Origin of the sequence: Mesorhizobium sp. M0051, from assembly GCF_040323235.1 — a bacterium.
GTDB lineage: Bacteria > Pseudomonadota > Alphaproteobacteria > Rhizobiales > Rhizobiaceae > Mesorhizobium.
In genome coordinates this window covers 1-17,206 of record NZ_JAMYUT010000034.1, presented here as the reverse complement: position 1 = coordinate 17,206, position 17,206 = coordinate 1, and the positions used below count along the sequence as shown (strand labels likewise).

15 protein-coding genes and 1 tRNA gene are annotated in these 17,206 nt (G+C 61.5%); 12 read left to right on the top strand and 4 right to left on the bottom strand.

Translation table 11 applies throughout. The features are described from left to right. Positions 1-9: 9 nt before the first annotated feature. From NKJ90_RS27620 to NKJ90_RS27580, 9 genes are read left to right on the top strand one after another with little or no spacing between them, the layout of a single operon-like run. Positions 10-318, top strand: a complete 309-nt coding sequence (locus tag NKJ90_RS27620; RefSeq protein WP_023689362.1) for a TrbC/VirB2 family type IV secretion system protein — start codon at positions 10-12, stop codon at positions 316-318. Then, a complete protein-coding gene (locus tag NKJ90_RS27615) occupies positions 318-590 on the top strand; it encodes a VirB3 family type IV secretion system protein (protein ID WP_352487269.1) in 273 nt (90 codons plus the stop codon). The genes NKJ90_RS27620 and NKJ90_RS27615 overlap by 1 nt, the downstream gene beginning before the upstream one ends. After that, a complete protein-coding gene (gene trbE / locus NKJ90_RS27610) occupies positions 584-3,034 on the top strand; it encodes a conjugal transfer protein TrbE (RefSeq protein ID WP_352487268.1) in 2,451 nt (816 codons plus the stop codon). Before NKJ90_RS27615 ends, trbE begins: the two co-directional genes overlap by 7 nt. Beyond that, the gene (trbJ, locus tag NKJ90_RS27605; protein ID WP_023669263.1) at positions 3,031-3,756 is read left to right on the top strand and encodes a P-type conjugative transfer protein TrbJ; all 726 of its coding nucleotides are present in this window, start codon (positions 3,031-3,033) and stop codon (positions 3,754-3,756) included. The genes trbE and trbJ overlap by 4 nt, the downstream gene beginning before the upstream one ends. A 36-nt stretch (positions 3,757-3,792) precedes the next feature. Continuing rightward, on the top strand, positions 3,793-5,115 hold the full coding sequence (gene trbL, locus NKJ90_RS27600) for a P-type conjugative transfer protein TrbL (RefSeq protein ID WP_352487267.1): 1,323 nt from the start codon (positions 3,793-3,795) through the stop codon (positions 5,113-5,115). Beyond that, positions 5,116-5,847 (top strand): conjugal transfer protein TrbF, encoded by a 732-nt coding sequence (gene trbF / locus NKJ90_RS27595; RefSeq protein ID WP_352487265.1) that lies wholly within the window; start codon positions 5,116-5,118, stop codon positions 5,845-5,847. Next, the gene (gene trbG, locus NKJ90_RS27590; RefSeq protein WP_352487264.1) at positions 5,837-6,865 is read left to right on the top strand and encodes a P-type conjugative transfer protein TrbG; all 1,029 of its coding nucleotides are present in this window, start codon (positions 5,837-5,839) and stop codon (positions 6,863-6,865) included. The genes trbF and trbG overlap by 11 nt, the downstream gene beginning before the upstream one ends. Before the next feature lie 10 nt (positions 6,866-6,875). Beyond that, positions 6,876-8,093 (top strand): TraB/TrbI/VirB10 family type IV secretion system protein, encoded by a 1,218-nt coding sequence (locus tag NKJ90_RS27585; RefSeq protein ID WP_352487263.1) that lies wholly within the window; start codon positions 6,876-6,878, stop codon positions 8,091-8,093. Between the two features lie 13 nt (positions 8,094-8,106). Next, positions 8,107-8,385 (top strand): DUF2274 domain-containing protein, encoded by a 279-nt coding sequence (locus NKJ90_RS27580; protein ID WP_352487261.1) that lies wholly within the window; start codon positions 8,107-8,109, stop codon positions 8,383-8,385. Positions 8,386-8,888: 503 nt separating this feature from the next. On the opposite strand, the gene NKJ90_RS27575 is transcribed toward NKJ90_RS27580, so the two are convergent. After that, positions 8,889-10,559 carry a DUF6119 family protein gene (locus NKJ90_RS27575; RefSeq protein ID WP_352487259.1) on the bottom strand — a complete coding sequence of 557 codons (1,671 nt, stop codon included), beginning with the start codon at positions 10,557-10,559 and terminating at the stop codon, positions 8,889-8,891. 468 nt (positions 10,560-11,027) lie between these two features. On the opposite strand from NKJ90_RS27575, the gene NKJ90_RS27570 reads away from it, so the two are divergent. Further along, positions 11,028-11,321 carry a helix-turn-helix domain-containing protein gene (locus tag NKJ90_RS27570; RefSeq protein ID WP_023697324.1) on the top strand — a complete coding sequence of 98 codons (294 nt, stop codon included), beginning with the start codon at positions 11,028-11,030 and terminating at the stop codon, positions 11,319-11,321. A gap of 13 nt (positions 11,322-11,334) precedes the next feature. After that, positions 11,335-12,684 (top strand): type II toxin-antitoxin system HipA family toxin, encoded by a 1,350-nt coding sequence (locus NKJ90_RS27565; RefSeq protein ID WP_023697323.1) that lies wholly within the window; start codon positions 11,335-11,337, stop codon positions 12,682-12,684. 250 nt (positions 12,685-12,934) lie between these two features. Here the strand turns inward: NKJ90_RS27565 and NKJ90_RS27560 are convergent, their stop codons facing one another. The 3 genes from NKJ90_RS27560 to NKJ90_RS27550 all read right to left on the bottom strand — a co-directional run bounded on the left by NKJ90_RS27560 (position 12,935) and on the right by NKJ90_RS27550 (position 15,719). Beyond that, complete coding sequence (locus NKJ90_RS27560; RefSeq protein ID WP_352487258.1) at positions 12,935-14,245, bottom strand: tyrosine-type recombinase/integrase; 1,311 nt, start codon at positions 14,243-14,245, stop codon at positions 12,935-12,937. Between the two features lie 212 nt (positions 14,246-14,457). Then, positions 14,458-14,533 (bottom strand) — tRNA-Phe (locus tag NKJ90_RS27555). 313 nt (positions 14,534-14,846) lie between these two features. Then, positions 14,847-15,719: a helix-turn-helix domain-containing protein gene (locus NKJ90_RS27550; RefSeq protein ID WP_031259888.1), complete on the bottom strand. Its 873-nt coding sequence runs from the start codon at positions 15,717-15,719 to the stop codon at positions 14,847-14,849. A 106-nt stretch (positions 15,720-15,825) separates the two neighbouring features. On the opposite strand from NKJ90_RS27550, the gene NKJ90_RS27545 reads away from it, so the two are divergent. Then, positions 15,826-17,097, top strand: coding sequence for an ABC transporter substrate-binding protein (locus NKJ90_RS27545; protein WP_352487257.1), 1,272 nt, complete (start codon positions 15,826-15,828; stop codon positions 17,095-17,097). Positions 17,098-17,206: the final 109 nt, after the last annotated feature.

Below are 17,206 nucleotides of genomic sequence, written 5' to 3'. Positions count from 1 at the left end.
GGTCACCTCATGCGCAAGAAGCTTCGCTTTCTTTCGTTCGCCGCCGTCGCGCTTCTTCTCACGGCCCAGGCCCACGCTGCCGGCTCCGGCATGCCGTGGGAACAGCCGCTGCAGCAGATTTTGGAATCGGTGCAGGGGCCGGTCGCCAAGATCATCGCGGTGATCATCATCATCACCACCGGCCTGACCCTTGCCTTCGGCGACACGGCGGGCGGTTTCCGCCGGCTGATCCAGATCGTCTTCGGCCTGTCGATCGCCTTCGCGGCCTCGAGCTTCTTTCTTTCCTTCTTCTCCTTTGGCGGCGGGGCAGTCGTCTGATGAGCACCGGAGAGCAGCATATCGAAGGCTTCGAGGTTCTGGTCCATCGGGCGCTCACCGAGCCGATCCTGCTCGGCGGCGCGCCGCGGGCGGTGGCGATCCTCAATGGCACGGTGGCCGCGGCCATCGGCCTAGGCCTGCAGCAGTGGATTGCCGGTCTGATCCTCTGGATCGCCGGCCACACGCTCGCGGTCTTTGCCGCACGGCGTGATCCGGATTTTGCCAGCGTGCTTGTCCGTCATCTTCGTCAAAAGTGCTGGCTTGCATGCTGAAGCTTTCCGAATACCGCGGCAAAGCCGACCGGCTTGCCGACCATCTGCCGTGGGCAGCACTCGTCGCGCCCGGCATCGTGCTCAACAAGGATGGCAGCTTCCAGCGGACATTGCGGTTTCGTGGCCCCGACCTTGAAAGCGCGACGGAGGCCGAACTTATCGGCATATGCGCGCGGGCAAACAATGCGCTGAGAAGGCTCGGCTCCGGCTGGGCATTATTCTTCGAGGCCGAGCGCAGCGAAGCGCTGGGCTATCCGAGCTCGGCGCTTCCCGATGCTGCCTCATGGCTGATCGATGAGGAACGGCGCGCGGCCTTCGAGGGCAAGGTCGCGCATTTCGAGAGCATCTATCATCTGACCTTGGTCTTCATGCCTGGGCCCGATGGCCAAGCGCGCGCGGAAAGTGCTCTCGTCGACTCGCATGACTTGGGAGGGGAAAGAGACTGGCGCCAGGAGCTTGCCCGGTTCCGAGACGAGACTGACCGCGTTCTCGATCTTCTTTCGGGCTTCGTGCCCGAGGTGCGCGCGCTCGACGATGCCGAGACCCTGACGTACCTGCACGGCACGATCTCGACACGCCGTCATCCGGTCGCCGTGCCGGAAACGCCAATGTATCTCGACGGCGTCCTGGTTGACGCGCCGCTGACCGGCGGCCTAGAGCCGATGCTGGGCGAGCAGCATCTGCGCACGCTCACAGTTCTCGGCTTTCCGAACGTCACCCGGCCAGGAATCCTTGATGCGCTCAATAACCAGGATTTCGCCTATCGCTGGGTGACGCGCTTCATTCCACTCGACAAGGCGGAAGCCACGAAGACGCTGACTCGGCTCCGCCGGCAGTGGTTTGCCAAGCGCAAATCGATCGCGGCTATTCTGCGCGAGGTGGTGACCAACGAACCGGTGCCTCTCGTCGACAGCGACGCCGACAACAAGGCGCTCGATGCCGATGCAGCACTGCAGGCATTGGGCGGCGATCATGTCGGCTTCGGCTATCTCACCACAACGGTGACGGTGTGGGATCAGAACCGTAAAGCCGCCGCGGAAAAGCTTCGCGCCGTCGAGCGGATCGTCAACGGGCTCGGCTTCACCACCATTCGCGAAAGCATCAATGCCGTCGAAGCGTGGCTTGGTTCATTGCCGGGTCATGTCTACGCCAACGTTCGCCAGCCGCTCGTTCACACGCTTAACCTTGCCCATCTCGTGCCGCTGTCGTCCGTGTGGGCAGGTCCAGCGGAGAACGAGCACCTTGCCGAGGTCACCGGCGATTACGCTCCGCCGCTTCTTTTCGCCGAAACCAGCGGCTCGACACCGTTTCGGCTTTCGACCCATATCGGCGATGTCGGCCACATGCTGATTGTCGGGCCGACCGGTGCCGGCAAGTCGGTTCTGCTTGCCCTGATCGCTTTGCAGTTCCGGCGCTACGCTGGCGCGCAAATCTATGTCTTCGACAAAGGCAATTCGGCCCGCGCCGCCGCGCTTGCCGTGGGCGGCGACCACCATGCGTTGGGTGCGAATGGTGCGCTTGGTTTCCAGCCGCTGCGCCACATCGACGACCCGGCCACACAGAGCTGGGCGGCCGAATGGATCGCCGGCCTCATTGCCCACGAGAATGTCACCGTCACCCCGGAGGTGAAGGAGGCAATCTGGTCGGCGCTCACCAGCCTCGCCACCGCGCCGGCGCAGGAACGCACGCTGACTGGCCTGTCGGTCCTGCTTCAGTCCAATGCGCTCAAATCGGCGTTGATGCCCTACACGCTCGACGGTCCATTCGGCCGCCTGCTCGATGCCGATGACGACCGGCTGGCCATCTCGGATGTGCAGTGTTTCGAGACCCAGGAGCTGATGCACAGCCAAGGCGCTGTGCTGCCTGTGCTCACCTATCTGTTCCATCGTCTTGAGGACCGGTTTGACGGGCGGCCGACGCTGCTCATGCTCGACGAGGCCTGGGTCTATCTCGACAACCCGCTCTTTGCCGCCCGCATCCGCGAATGGCTTAAGGTGCTGCGTAAGAAAAACGTCTCCGTCATCTTCGCGACGCAGTCGCTTGCCGACATCGCCGGCTCTTCTATCGCACCCGCAATCATCGAGAGCTGCCCGCAGCGCATTTTTCTCCCCAATGATCGTGCGGTGGAGCCGCAGGCACGGGCAGCCTATGAGCGCTTCGGTCTTAATGAGCGACAGATCGAATTGGTCGCCCGCGCCACGCCGAAGCGCCACTACTATCTGCAGTCGCGCCGCGGCAATCGCCTCTTCGAGCTCGGGCTAGGCCCGATCGCTCTTGCGCTTTGCGGCGCCTCCGACCCGGCCGCGCAGACCCTGATCGACAATATTCTTTCCGAAGAAGGGCAGGGCAGCTTTGCCGCCCGTTTCTTCAGTGCGCGCGGCCTGGATTGGGCTGCCGAGCTTCTCCAGCAATTTCCTCAACCTAACAAGGAGCAATTGTCATGATCGGACGCCGCCTTTTTACTAGCCTGGTCACCGTTTCCCTGATCGCCAAACCGATGGCTGACTACGTCCAGCCGGCCTATGCGCTCATCGTGTTTGACCCGTCCAACTATACGCAGAATGTGCTGTCGGCAGCACGCGCATTGGAGCAGATCAACAACCAAATCCAGTCGCTTCAGAACCAGGCGACCATGCTGCAGAACATGGCGCGCAACCTTCAGCGCCTGGATTTCTCTTCCGTGGGCCAGCTTACCGGCTCGCTCCAACGGATTGACGGTCTGATGACCCAGGCGAGCGGCCTGAGCTTCGATCTCGACAAGCTGCAGGACCAGTGGCGCCAGCAATATCCGGAAAGCTACGACGCCACCATCAAGGTCAGCGATGTGGCGAGTGCCGCGCGCGAGCGCTGGCAGAGCGCCATGCAGGCGTTCCGCCAGACCATGAGCGCGCAGTCGCAGATCGTCGAGAACGTGCAGGCCGATGGCGACCTGCTTACCGATCTCGTCAATCGCAGTCAGGGCGCGGCAGGTGCCCTCGAGGCAAGCCAGGCTACGAATCAGCTGATCGCGCTTTCGACCAAGCAGCAGATGCAGATCCAGACGCTGCTTGCGACCCAGTTCCGGGCCGAGGCCGAGGATGCGGCGCGCAAGGCGCAGTCTGAGGAAGCCGCTCGCGAGACGACGAAGCGTTTCCTGGGCACCGGCACGGCTTATCCCGGCAACTGATCGGCAGTTCTTCAAGACAACGAGGAAGGCGGCGACATGAACGACCTCGGAGTCATCGATCGCTTCATGGAGACCTTTACCCGCTACATTGACAGTGGGTTCGGTCTGCTTTCGGGCGACGTCGCCTTTCTCACCACCATTCTGATCGGCATTGACATCACGCTCGCGGGCTTGGTCTGGGCGTTCGGCGGCGAGCCCAACATTCTTGGCCGGCTTGTTCGCAAAGTGCTCTATGTCGGCGCCTTCGCCTTCGTCCTGAACAATTTCAAGAACCTCGCCGACATAATTTACCGCTCCTTTGCCGGTCTCGGCATCAACGCATCGCCCGGCAACCTGTCCGCCGACAGTCTCCTGCGGCCAGGCCGCATTGCCGCGGCCGGCTTCGAGGGCGCCTGGCCGCTCCTCAATCAAGCGAGCCAGCTAGTAGGCTTCCCCGAGATCTTCGGTAACGCGCTCACCATCTTCGTGCTGCTTCTGGCCTGGTTCCTGGTCCTCATCGCCTTCTTCATTCTTTCCATCCAGCTCTTCATCACCATCCTCGAGTTCAAGCTCACCACGCTGGCCGGCTTCGTCCTGGTGCCCTTCGCGCTCTGGAACCGCTCGGCGTTTCTGGCCGAGCGCGTGCTCGGCAATGTGATTTCGTCGGGCATCAAGGTGATGGTGCTTGCCGTCATCGTCGGCATCGGCTCCACGCTCTTTGGCGAGTTCGCTTCCGCCCTGCAGGGCCAGGAGCCGGACCTGGCGGCGGCCATGTCTCAGGTACTGGGTGCGCTGGCGCTGCTTGGGCTCGGCATTTTCGGCCCCGGGATTGCCTCGGGTCTTGTTTCCGGCGCGCCGCAGCTTGGCGCCGGCGCGGCACTTGGAACAACGGCGGCCGCAGCTGGATCAACGCTCGTTGCCGGAGGCGCTGCGTTTGCCGGCGCGCGCATGGCAACAGGCGGCGGCCTCGCCGCAGTCCGTGCCGGCGCCGCCATGGGGTCCGCTGCCACCGTCGCTTGGCAGACGGGGCGCGCGACATCGCCCGAGTCCGGGCTGTCCGGGGTAGCTGCTGGGGTGCAGGGGGTTGCGAGTGCCGCTAGCGGCGCCGCTATGCGGGGGATGCGATCCGCAGCAGAACCATTCCGCCGTAGTGCCGACGCCGGTCGCGATGCCGGCTGGACCGCGACCGGCGGCATGCCGACCAGCTCGATGAGCGGAAGCTCTCCAGTTATAGCTCCCGCGGCCGCGCCTGCCTGGGCAAGGCGTCTGCGTTCCGAACAGACCGCACGCGCCCATCGCAATGCTGCCACGCAGGCGGTGCGCGATGGAGATCGGGGCGGAAGCGGCGCCAATCCCTCCCTCAATGACAAGGAAGACTAGATGCTCTTCAAGCGACCCGTTCAGCGTTATGGAAAGACGCCCGAACCCGTAACACCCTACCAGAAGGCCAGCCAACTCTGGGATGAGCGCATCGGCGCGGCGCGCGTGCAGGCCAAGAACTGGCGCTTCATGGCCTTTGGCTGCCTGGCTCTGACGACGGGACTTTCCGGTGGGCTTCTGTGGCAGTCGATGCAGGGCCGCGTCGTGCCTTATGTCGTCGAGGTCGACCGCTTTGGCGAGGCGCACGCGGTCGCGCCGGCAGTCCAAAACTACCAGCCCGACGATGCCCAGATCGCCTGGCATCTCAGCCGCTTCATCCAGAATGTTCGTTCGGTTTCCACCGATGCGGTTCTGGTGCGGCAGAATTGGCTGTCGGCCTACGACTTTGCCACCGACCGAGCGGCGCTCTTCCTCAACGAATATGCCAAGGCGAACGACCCTTTCGGCCAAATCGGCACGCGCAGCGTGTCAGTGCAGGTGACCAGCGTGGTCAGGGCTTCCGACAGCTCGTTCCAGGTCAAATGGACCGAGCAGGTGTTCGAGCGTGGTAGCCTCGCCAGCACGACGCGCTGGATCGGGATCCTCACCATCCTCATCCGCCCGCCTAGGACAACCGAGCAGCTGCGCAAGAACCCGCTCGGCGTCTTCATCAACGCCATCGACTGGTCGCGCGAGCTCGACAGCGGCGCGCCAACCCCCGTTTCCCCTAAGGAGCCCACCAATGACAAATAGAGCCCCATTGCTTCGTGCTGCCTTGATCCTGTCGGCGTCTGCTGCGGTTCTTTCGGCCTGTGCCTCGAAGCCAGTGCCGCCGCCTCAGATTTCCTATGACCACGAGGACTTCAAACCAGCCTCGATCGAGAAGGCGCCGGAGAAGCCGGTCAAGGTCGTGGAAGTGCCGAAACCGTTACCGTTGCCTGGTCAGTTGATGCCCGCACCCGGCAAGCCCGCCCCAGATAAGCGCTCGCCGGAAGAACAGGTCGCCGATGCCAACAAGGCGGCGACGCAACAACCCACCAAGTTTGGCTATGTCAATGCGGTGCAGGTTTACCCCTTTGCCGACGGCGCACTCTACCAGCTCTACGCCGCGCCGGAGCGCGTCACCGATATCTCATTGCAGCGGGGCGAGAAGCTGACCTCGGTCTCAGCCGGCGATACGGTCCGTTGGGTGATCGGTGACACCGTTAGTGGCTCAGGCGATGACCAGCGCACTCATGTGCTGGTGAAGCCATTCGCGCCGGGGCTTGCCACCAATCTGGTCATCACGACGGACAGGCGATCCTATCACCTGCAGCTTCAAAGCACTGAGAAAACTGCCATGGCGGCGCTCTCCTGGATTTACAGCGAAGACCAACTCGTGGCGCTTCGGCGGCGCAACGCTCAGGCAGAGGCTGAAATGCCCGCGGCCTCGAACGTAGCACTCGAAAACATCCGCTTCCGCTATTCGATCGCCGGCGACACGCCACCGTGGAGACCGACGCGCGCCTTTGATGATGGCAGCAGGGTCTATATCGAATTCCCTCGCCGTATCGACCAAGGTGAGGCGCCGCCGCTCTTCATCGTCGGAGCCGACGGGGACAGCCAGCTCGTCAACTATCACATGCGCGGCAACTACTACATCGTCGATCGCCTCTTTGCTGCGGCCGAGCTAAGGCTGGGCACCAAACAGCAGCAGGTGGTGCGCATTACGAGAACCGACGGTCGGCAACCGCCGCGGCGGGTTTCGCTGTTTTCGCGTTTTGGCAGGTGAGGGGAGGCTCATGACCGATACTTCCCATCCGAATGCTCCGCCGAAGCTCAATCCCGAACAGCTGCAGCTGCGAGCCTCGCCCCGCCGAGCGGTGCGGTTCAGGCGCGGCATAATCGTCGCGATCGCTGCTGTTGGTTCCGGCGCTGTTTTTGGCGTCACGATGGTGGCGCTGCGGGGACCCGCATTGCGCCTGAAACAGCAGGCCGAAGAGCTCTACAGCACGGACCGCAAGCCGACCGCCGAGGGACTTGAATCGCTGCCCAAGGACTATTCCGGGAGCAAGCCGAAGGCTCCGGTGCTTGGACCGCCGCTGCCCGGGGATCTCGGCCGTCCTATTCTCGAGCACCAGCGCCAGCTTGGCATCGCACCTGGGCAAGACGTTTCCGCCGAGGCGCAGCGGCTTGCACAACAAGCGATTGAGGCGCGCGAGTCGCAAGTCCTCTTCCGCATCGAAAACCGGCCCCAGCAGGCGGAAGCTTTTGGCAATGGGCAGGGCGGACGTTCGCCTTTCGAGACGGCGTCTCCGCAGCCGGATACCGAACGCCAGCGAGCTTCCGTCGCGCCGGCCGAGGGCGACCAGAACAATCAACAGCGCAAGCTCGATTTCATCGATCAACGGAACACCGGCGGGATCTACAACCCGCATGCACTGCAGACGCCGGCCTCGCCGTATCAGATCATGGCCGGCAGCGTGATTGCTGCAAGCCTGATCACCGGCATCAATTCCGACTTGCCCGGCCTCGTCGTCGCGCAGGTTACCGAGAATGTGCGCGACAGCGTCACCGGCAGCATCCTGCTCATCCCGCAGGGCTCCCGGCTGATCGGCACCTACGATAGCGTTGTAGCCTTTGGCCAAAGGCGCGCTCTGTTGGTGTGGCAACGCATTGTGATGCCGGACGGCTCATCGATCGAAATAGACAATCTGCCCGTGACCGACGCGGCCGGCTACGCCGGGCTCGAGGACAAGGTGGATTTCCATACTTGGCAGCTGATCAAGGGCGTCGCCGTGGCCACATTGCTGGGGGTTGGTACCGAGTTGACCTTTGGGGAAAACGAAAGCGACTTGGTCAAGGCGATTCGTGAATCCACCCAGCAGAACGTCAGTCAAGCCGGCCAACGGATCACTGAAAAGAACCTGAACGTCCAACCCACGATCACCGTCCGCCCTGGTTGGCCGTTGCGCGTCATCGTGCACAAGGACCTCGTGTTGCGGCCATACACGGGGTGAACAGGAGGACTTCATGGCTAACCTGAAACTCGGAAAACTTCCGGACCGGACACCTTCGAAGATCACCATCACCGTTGGCGCCGACTTGAGCCAAGCACTCAACGACTATGCCGCACTTTACCGTGAGACCTATGGCGAGTCCGAAACGGTGGCGGAACTGATCCCCTTTATGCTGGTCGGGTTCCTGGAAGGCGACCGGGCATTTGCCAAGGCCAGAAAGGAAGGTCTGCCGGGCGCCGGCGCGTCGGAGAAACCATCAAGGCACTCAGCTTCAACATTGGACAATGCGTAGCGTGGGCGGCTCGGCTTGTCCGAGTAGAGATACAGCTGATGAAATTGCAGCACCAGGAAGTTTCCTGAGCGCAAATGCTGCTGTGGTTGAAGCAGCACCCTGATAGTGATCCCGCTCTAATGGCCTCTCTTGAGGTGACACGTCAAAGACGAGTGTTGAGCCGCGAGAAAACCGTGACCCAAACGCCCAAGCTCGTCGAGCCACACCTTGCGGGTACGCAATAAAGCCTTCTTCATCAAAATCAGCCTCTCTCAAAATTGCAGCGGACCGCCTTCGCTATCCTGCACGGTTTGAAAAAAACGGTCCCCTACTTCGTCTGGATCGTCCCTCACCTCACCCGACGAGGGCGACGGCGCTACAGGCGAAGCCGCTGCTTTGGTGGTGCGTTCCCGAGCCCCTTTAGCGCAAGGGGGTCGTCACCCGCATCGGCCGAGACGCAGAGCGGCTTGGGGCGCTGCCTAGAGCCCGGCCCAAAGGGTGGGCTAGACTGCTTCTCTGCCCGGCTACTCTGCCGCCTCGGCCTGTATTTCGTGCGGCTGCTCGGGCACTTCCTTCTTCTTCCGCTTCTTCTTCCGGCCCTCGGCGGCAACAGCTTGGTCCGTGACGAAAATGACGCTCCCCGGAACATCCATGAGCTGCAGCGCCTTCATCCCGCGCATAAGGCTGATACGGGAAAACAGCGGAAGGTTTAGAGACCTTCCGGCAGAGTCCTTCCGGGTGACGATGCCAAAGACGATGCGGTACTTGCGGTCCCGCACAAGACCAACAAGCGCATCCGCGTCGCCGCCCGCCATCAGGTCGCGGACAAGCGCCTCTAGCTTGTCGACCGCCTGCGGCTCAAGGCGGATCAGTTCGATTGCGTTCACGCCCTGATTGAACAGATGGCTCAGCTGCGCAGACAGCGTTGACACCTTCACGTGATAGAAAGTTGCGACGCCATCGCGCACCGCCAGCAAGTCGCACGGCTCCACCGCGCTCTGCCCGTCCGGGCTGATATTTTGCATATCGAGGCAGGCGATGGCGGCATCGCCGGCGGCGACCGCCGCATTGTATTCGCCTTCGCTGGCATGGGCGTAAGCCGGCAAGTCGCTGGCGGCGAACAGCGGGTCGAGATAGGTGCTGAGGCGCGCGATATAGGTGTTCTCGACACGGTACCAATTGCCTTCGCAGAGATGGTAGGTATCGCCGTCGGCACCTTCCAGGGTAGTGTCGAAGACAAGGCTTTTGTAGATGCTGTAGCGGTCGCGGTCGTTCCCGTTCTCGTCCGTCAGGACCAGCACGTGCCGCCGCAAATCCTCAACGCCCATCCTATCAAAGTCGACCTCGTGCTCATCTAGATACGCAAAGTACCGCCCGATATAGACATCGTCATAGACGAGGCCGCGCCCGGCGCCGGCGAAAGCCACATAAAGATTGTCGCTGTAGTTGATGATTTCGGGCACGGTGATGTTGAGGTCGGGATCGCGCGCGCGGAACGCGGCCAACACACGGCCGTTCAGCGCCTCGATCTGCGCCGGGTCGCGCACCGGCACGATGTTCTGGATCTCAGGGAACGCCGCCTTGTAGGCATCGCTCTGGTATAGGGCCAGCAATTTCTCGCACAGGTCCGGCAGCTCGCCCGCCTCTACATCGGTGCTTATGCGCAGGTTGCTTGCGCCCGTGGCGTGTCGGAACAGGTCCTTGTGCTCGTCGCGCACCTTCCCGGTAAGGCTGCGCAGGATCGTGCTGTCCCGGTCGAAATCGAACAGCGTCAATTCGGATTCGATCGGCAGCTGTGTGCGCTGGCGCTTGGCGGCGCCGGGATCCAGCGTATCGGTGCTTTTCAGCTTGCGCGGGTCGAGGCTGTTGAGCGTGACCCGCAGTCCGAAATCATACTCATAACTGGAATCGATCAGGTTGTGAGCGACATGACCAAAGGACAGCGCGATACACCTGTCGCCGACCGGGATAAAAATGAGCGCGCCCTTTGTGACCTGCGTCAGCTCCTTCTCGATATTGAAGTACCCCTTCCACCAAGGCGGGCGCGGCGCGCTGTCCAATACAAAAAGAGACGCATTCTCTGGCAACCCCTGCGCGCCGACATCATCGTCGAGAACATGATCCTCCCGCAGTGCGTTCGTTGCGTCGTAGCCTTCCTTCAGAAGGTAGATCGAAAATCCCCTGCTTTTCGCCATATTTCCCCGGCACCCGCGAACGTAAGTATTTGTTCCTTATTCAGAGATGAGCCGTATAGCATTGTCAACAAAATACGCTCGCATGCTGTTTCATCGGCAGACACGACGGCACTCGGCGCAATGTGTTGGAAGGGCCGGCCGTTGGCGGAGGATCGTCCCCGGCAGGAGCGCCATTTCCGTGTAAAGCTCGGCACTACTTTCTGTTTCCAACGCAACGGATGTCTGCTTTCCTGGGCTCCTCTCGGGAAGGGCCAGTCCGTTGCTCTGGCTACGTCATTCCAGTTCTCGACCATCGCGCAGTCATTCTCGATGGTCCCGCGCCAAATGTTTGCGAACTCACATAGGTTCGTAAATTGGGACTTGCGATACAGGCACCTATATAGCAGCCAGCTGATATACCAGCGTATATTGACAGTTGCGATATACCAACCTATATCAAGCTAGCTCATTCTCAGAGTCGCATACGCCATGAAGATCAGAACAGCTCGCGACATTGGTATCCTGATCAAGGAGGCCCGCACCCGGCGCGGCCTCTCACAGGCTGCCTTGGCCAAGATGATCAACACCACCCAGACGTGGGTGTCGTGGATCGAGAACGGCAAGCCCGGCGCCGAGATCGGCAACGTGCTCCTGGCGCTGACCACGCTTGGTGTGGAGCTGGACTTTCAGATCACGCCGGACCCGACGTCGGCTGCTAATCATCATAATGCCGATGAACGGCATGTCGAGGATTACGACGACGAGATTCCCTACAAGCTCTAAGGTGATGATGATCATGGTGAACCCGATCGACGCCCTCGACGTCTATATCGCTGGCAGACCGGTTGGGCGGCTCCACCACCTGCAGGGCGGCAAGCTTTCGTTCTCCTATGACGAGGCATGGATGGAGGGACGGGTGAGGATCCCGCTCTCCCTGTCCATGCCGACGATCACCAGGACCTACGAGGGCAAGGTCGTCGAGGCATTCCTCTGGGGCCTGCTGCCGGATAATGAGCAGACCCTCGGCAGATGGGCGCAGAGGTTCCAGGTCTCCGCCCGAAACCCGTTTGCCCTGCTCAAGAATGTCGGCCGCGACTGCGCCGGCGCCGTCCAGTTCCTTCCGCCTGGCCACCAGGTTTCCCGCGGCGAGAACGTGGAGTTGCTCACCGAGGCACAGATCGGCGACCGCCTGCGCGACCTGCGCAAGGATGGTGCAGCGACCCGCCGAATCGGCGATCCTGGTCAGTTCAGTCTCGCTGGTGCGCAGGCAAAGACGGCGTTCCATTTCGACAAGGGCAGCAAAAGCTGGGGGATCCCTCTCGGCGACACGCCCACGACACACATCTTCAAGCCGCCTTTGCCGCACTTGCACGGGCATACTGAGAACGAGCATTTCTGCCTGCAGCTTGCATGCAAGCTCGGCATGGACGCTGCACACAGCCAGGTTCTCGACTTCGCAGGCGAAAAGGCGATCGTTCTCGAGCGCTTCGACCGCCGCAGCATCGACGGCAAGACCATCCGCATCCATCAGGAGGACATGTGCCAGGCCCTATCGGTGATGCCGACGCTCAAATACGAGAACCAGGGCGGTCCAGGTATCACGACGATCTCCAAAACGGTGCTGTCGGCCTCCCTCGACCCCATCCGAGACCGTCAGACCTTCATGGCCGCGAACGTCTTCAACTGGATCATCGCCGGCACGGATGCGCATGCAAAGAACTACTCGATGTTGCTCGGTGCCCAGGGCGAGGCCCGCCTAGCTCCGCTCTACGACATCTCCTCCATTCTGCCGCATCTCGGCGAGGGAGAGATCGAAGCTGAGATGCGCGACCTTAAGCTGGCGATGAAGATCGACAGAGTCTACCCGATCGACGAGATCATGCCACGCCACTGGGCGCGCTGTGCGTCCTCAGCAAAGGTTGGCGGCGAGTATACGGTGCGGACGATCCGCCATCAGCTCGCAGTGATGCCCGACATGGCATCGGAGTGCGCCCAAGAGCTTCGCCAGGAGGGGATCTTCCATGAGATCGTTGGTCGCCTCGTCGACGCGATCGCGACGCGCATCGAGGGGCTGTCCCGGATCTATGGAGAGGAAGCCGCCGCGGAGCCACTGGAGGTTGTGGATGTGAAAGTCGGGCGGGGATAGCGGATCCACGAACTAAATGCCGGCGAAACGGACGGACCACACACTGCCCACGGGATTCTCGCTCTAATAGCGGGGCCCCGGGCCGGGTAGATGGCCGGTTTCGGAACCGGCCATCGGCATCTTGAATAACGGGAATGGGGTCGGCTGCAGAACGGCAGCTTCCCGCCGAACTGCTGCCCAAGAGCGGCCAGTCTTCTCGGCCCGAACACCGTCATCCTTATTGAATTCGAGTTGCGGCGGTTTTCGACGGTCAGTATGATTTCCGGCGGTTGGAGATTTGTATCGGCGTTTGATGAACGACCGCTGTTGGGTTCAAAGTGGATGGTCGCGTTGGTGTATGGACAGCAGGCTTGCGGCGTCCATCGATTGAGATCACCCGCGGGTTTTTGCTCTTGAGTTCATCCAGATAATCGGCCCACCACTGCATCATCTCGACGCGCTCGTCCCAGTGCTCTGCCCGGGCGTAGGCGCGCCGAACGTCGTTATTCTCAATGTGGGCCAGCTGCCGCTCTATGGCGTCCGGATGCCACTTGCCGCATTCGTTCAGCAGAGTTGATGCCGTTGCTCGAAAACCATGCGCGGTAGCTTCTTCCTTGCCGTAACCCATACGACGCAGTGCGGCGTTAAGCGTATTGTCGGAAATCGGACGCGAAGCCGACCGAACACTAGGAAACAGCAGCGATCCATCACCAGAGATTTCTCTCAGTGAAGTCAGGACGCTGATCGCTTGCTTTGATAGGGGTACGCGGTGCGGCCGTCGCATTTTCATGCGTGCTTCAGGGATCGTCCACACCGAGCTTTCAAAATCGAACTCTTCCCATTCAGCGGCGCGAAGCTCGCCGGGGCGGGGAAACAGCAGCGCTATCAGCTTTAGACCGGCTCGGGTTGTAGGCTGTCCATCAAATGCATCGATCCCCCTCAGCAAACCGCCCAAGGCCTTCGGATCGGTAATCGCGGCGCGAGACGTTACCTTCGGACTGATGAGTGCGCCTCTGAGGGCGAAGGTCGGATCTGTCTCGGCGCGTGCGGTCGCGATTGCGTATCGAAACACGCTGCCGATGGTGGAGCGCAGTCGCCTGGCCGACTCGTATCGACCGCGAACCTCGACGCGACGGAGGGCGGTAAGGATGATAGCCGGATCGATCTTCCGAATGCACTTATCGCCGATTATCGGATAGGCAAAGTCGAGCAGCCATTTGACCTTGCTGATCGTCCGGACGGCACGTCCCTCCTTCTTCAGCTTGTCAACATATTCGTCCGCGATTGAGCGAAAGGAGTCCTTTGCCGAATCGGCCTTCCGCAAGCTGCGTTCCTTTCCAGGGTCGACGCCAGCTAGCAGGAGCCTTTTAGCATCATCGCGCGCCTCCCGTGCCTCGGCGAGAGAGATAAGCGGATAGCTCCCCAGCGCGAGCAGTTTCTGCTTGCCGTCAAAGCGGTAGGCGAGCCGCCAGAGGCGAGAGCCCGTGGGCTGTACCCATAGCTGCAGCCCGCCCCCGTCAGACAATTTCACGAGTTTGGAAGCAGGGCGGGCGTTTCGACATTTCACGTCGGATAGGGCCATTCGTCAGGTCTCCCTTGGCTGTTTCGATACCATCAGGATGTCGAATACCAACGGAAATACCATCCCCCCGCCTCGTTGGACCAAATGCGCCCGAAGCGCTCTCTGTCCCGCTTAATTGCGCAATGCGACGGAAAAAGATCAACAATCCCAGTGGCTTGCAGAAGCTGCAGCGTAGAAGGTTCGGCTTAACGGAGTGTCGGGAGAAGAGGGGATGGTGCCCAGAGGCGGATTCGAACCACCGACACGCGGATTTTCAGTCCGCTGCTCTACCAACTGAGCTATCTGGGCCTGTTCCGGCAAACGAAATCTCGTTGACCGGAGTTCATCGAGGCGCCGTGGGCGTCCCTTGAAAGCGCGTGGGTTATAGCATGGGAATTCGGCCTGTCCAGCGCCCAGATGGCGATTTCAGACAGGAAAGGCGATGCCGTGCGACGGCCGCTTCCGATGCCGTTGCGGCAGCCGGAAATGGCGAGCAGTGCGACGCCATTTCGTCCGGCGGCGTCCTTATCGCGGGCCGCAACCGTTCGACCCGTCTTTAGTTAGCCGGCGATCAAGTCGGCAATGCTTTCGCGGCAACGGCGCGGGGCATACCTGCCGCCGCCTATCTGGCGCCGGTCACGCCCCGGCGAAAATCGGAGGGCGACATGCCGGCCAGCTTGCGGAATGACTTGTTGAAGGCGCTGAGCGAGCCGAAGCCCGAATCCATGGCGACGCGCAGCACATTGGCGTCCTGATGCATCAAAAGCGCTTGCGCATAGCTCAGCCGCAGCAGGTTGACATATTCGTTGAGCGTCATGCCGGTCGATTTCTTGAACAGGTTCATCGCGTATTTGGGATGGATATCGGCGGCGGTCGCTATGTTCACGCTATCGATCTCGTAGAGGAAGTTCTCGGCGATGAAATCGCACATTCGACCGACATTGCGGGACGACTGCTGGTCGAAGGGGCTGCCCGTTTCCTGCCCGGGCGCGGTTTCCGGCACCAGACGATAAGGCTCGAATCGCACCCGCTCCAGCCTGAGCAGCAACTCGTTCACGGCATGCTCGATCATGGCCGGATCGCCCGAACGGAAATAACGATTCCAGCGCTCGAAATTGTGGTGGTCCGCCGGATCGGTCGCGCCCGTCACCAGCGTGGCGCCGGTCATCAGCCGATGGCGGACATCCGTCGGCAAATGCAAGCGAAAGAAATGCACCAGCGGCAGATGCGCGCCGGCATAGATGGCGTCGTCGGAGAGATCGGTCATCTGGTGCGGCAGGCCGCCCCAGAACAGGCACATGTCGCCTGCCGACAGTGCGATCTCATGTTCGTTCATGCGGTAGTGCACGCTGCCGCGCACGATGAAATTGACCTCGACCTGGGCGTGCCAATGCGGCTTGAGCATCACCAGCGGATGGTTATGAAACATCTGCAGGGCAAGCGGCAGGCCTTCCACGCTGCTGGCGCCAGGCTGATAAAACGGCCGTTCCGGCATCTTACTTTCCGCCAATTTTATATTCCCTTTGACGGCGACACGCCTTGCCCACTGCATAGTCTAGCCATGCTCGCAGTGAGAGAGCAAATGAAATGGGAGGATTTCTATGCGCATCACAATGACCTGCGCCGCGCTCGTGCTTGCCCTGGGGTCTGCCCCGGCCTATGCGCAGTCCGGCGAAATCACCATCTGGAGCTGGAATGTCGCCGCTTCATCGTTGAAGGCGACCATTGCCGGCTTCAACAAGCAATTCCCCGACGTCAAGGTTACGGTCCAGGATCTCGGCAACCAGCCGACTTACGATAAGTCGATCGCCGGTTGTGCGGCCGGCGGCGTCGGTCTGCCCGACATCGTCACCATCGAGAACGGCGAAGCCGAGAACTACTGGAGTCAGTTCCCCGACTGCTTCGTCGACCTGCATACGCTGGGTTATACCGCAGAGGATCAGGCGAAATTCCCCGACTTCAAACGCACCGAGCTCGAAGTCGGCGACAAGGCTTATGCGATGCCGTGGGATTCGGGCCCGGTCGCGGCCTTCTATCGCCGCGACTTCTACGAAAAGGCCGGCGTCGATCCGGCGTCGATCAAGACCTGGGACGATTTCATCGCGGCCGGCAAGAAGATCCAGGCCGCCAATCCGGGCGTCACCATGACCAACGCCGATTTCAACGGCGATAGCGAATTCTTCCGTATGATCTCCAACGAACAGGGCTGCGCCTATTTCTCCGCCGATGGGCAGTCCATCACGGTCAACCAGCCCAAATGCGTCGATGCCATGACCAAGATCAAGGAGATGAAGGACGCCGGCATCATTTCGTCGGCCGACTGGGGCACCAAGATCACCAACAACACCGCCGGTACCGTCGCCACCCAGATTTATGGCGGCTGGTATGAAGGAACCATTCGCACCGAATCGGCCGGTGAAAACGGCAAATGGGGCGTCTATCTGATGCCGAGCCTCACCGCCGATGGCCCACGCGCCGCCAATCTCGGCGGGTCTTCGCTGGCCATCACATCGGCGTCGAAGAACAAGGAGGCTGCCTACGCCTATCTCAAGTACACGCTCGGAACCAATGAAGGCCAGATGACGATGCTGAAGGGTTTCGGCCTCGTGCCCTCGCTGATCTCGGCACTCAATGAGCCCTATGTTTCCGAAGGCCTGCCCTACTGGGGCGGCCAGGCGGTGTGGAAGGACATCCTCGGCACTTTGCCAAAGGTCGTTCCCAGCCGCGGCACGCCATTCCAGAGCGATGCCGAAATCATCGTTCGCGCAGTGCAGACCAAATATCTGGCCGGCGGCTATCCCGACGCCAAGGCGGCACTCGACGACGCCGCAAGCCAGATCGCCGCGGCGACCGGATTGCCCGTCAAATCTTGATCTGGAGATGATGTCGCGGGGGGGCGGGAATGGGGGCGGCCCCCAGAGGACTGGCGGTTAGACCAAGGACCGGGCCCCCCCCCCCGGCGCCGATGGGGGGTTCGGGGTG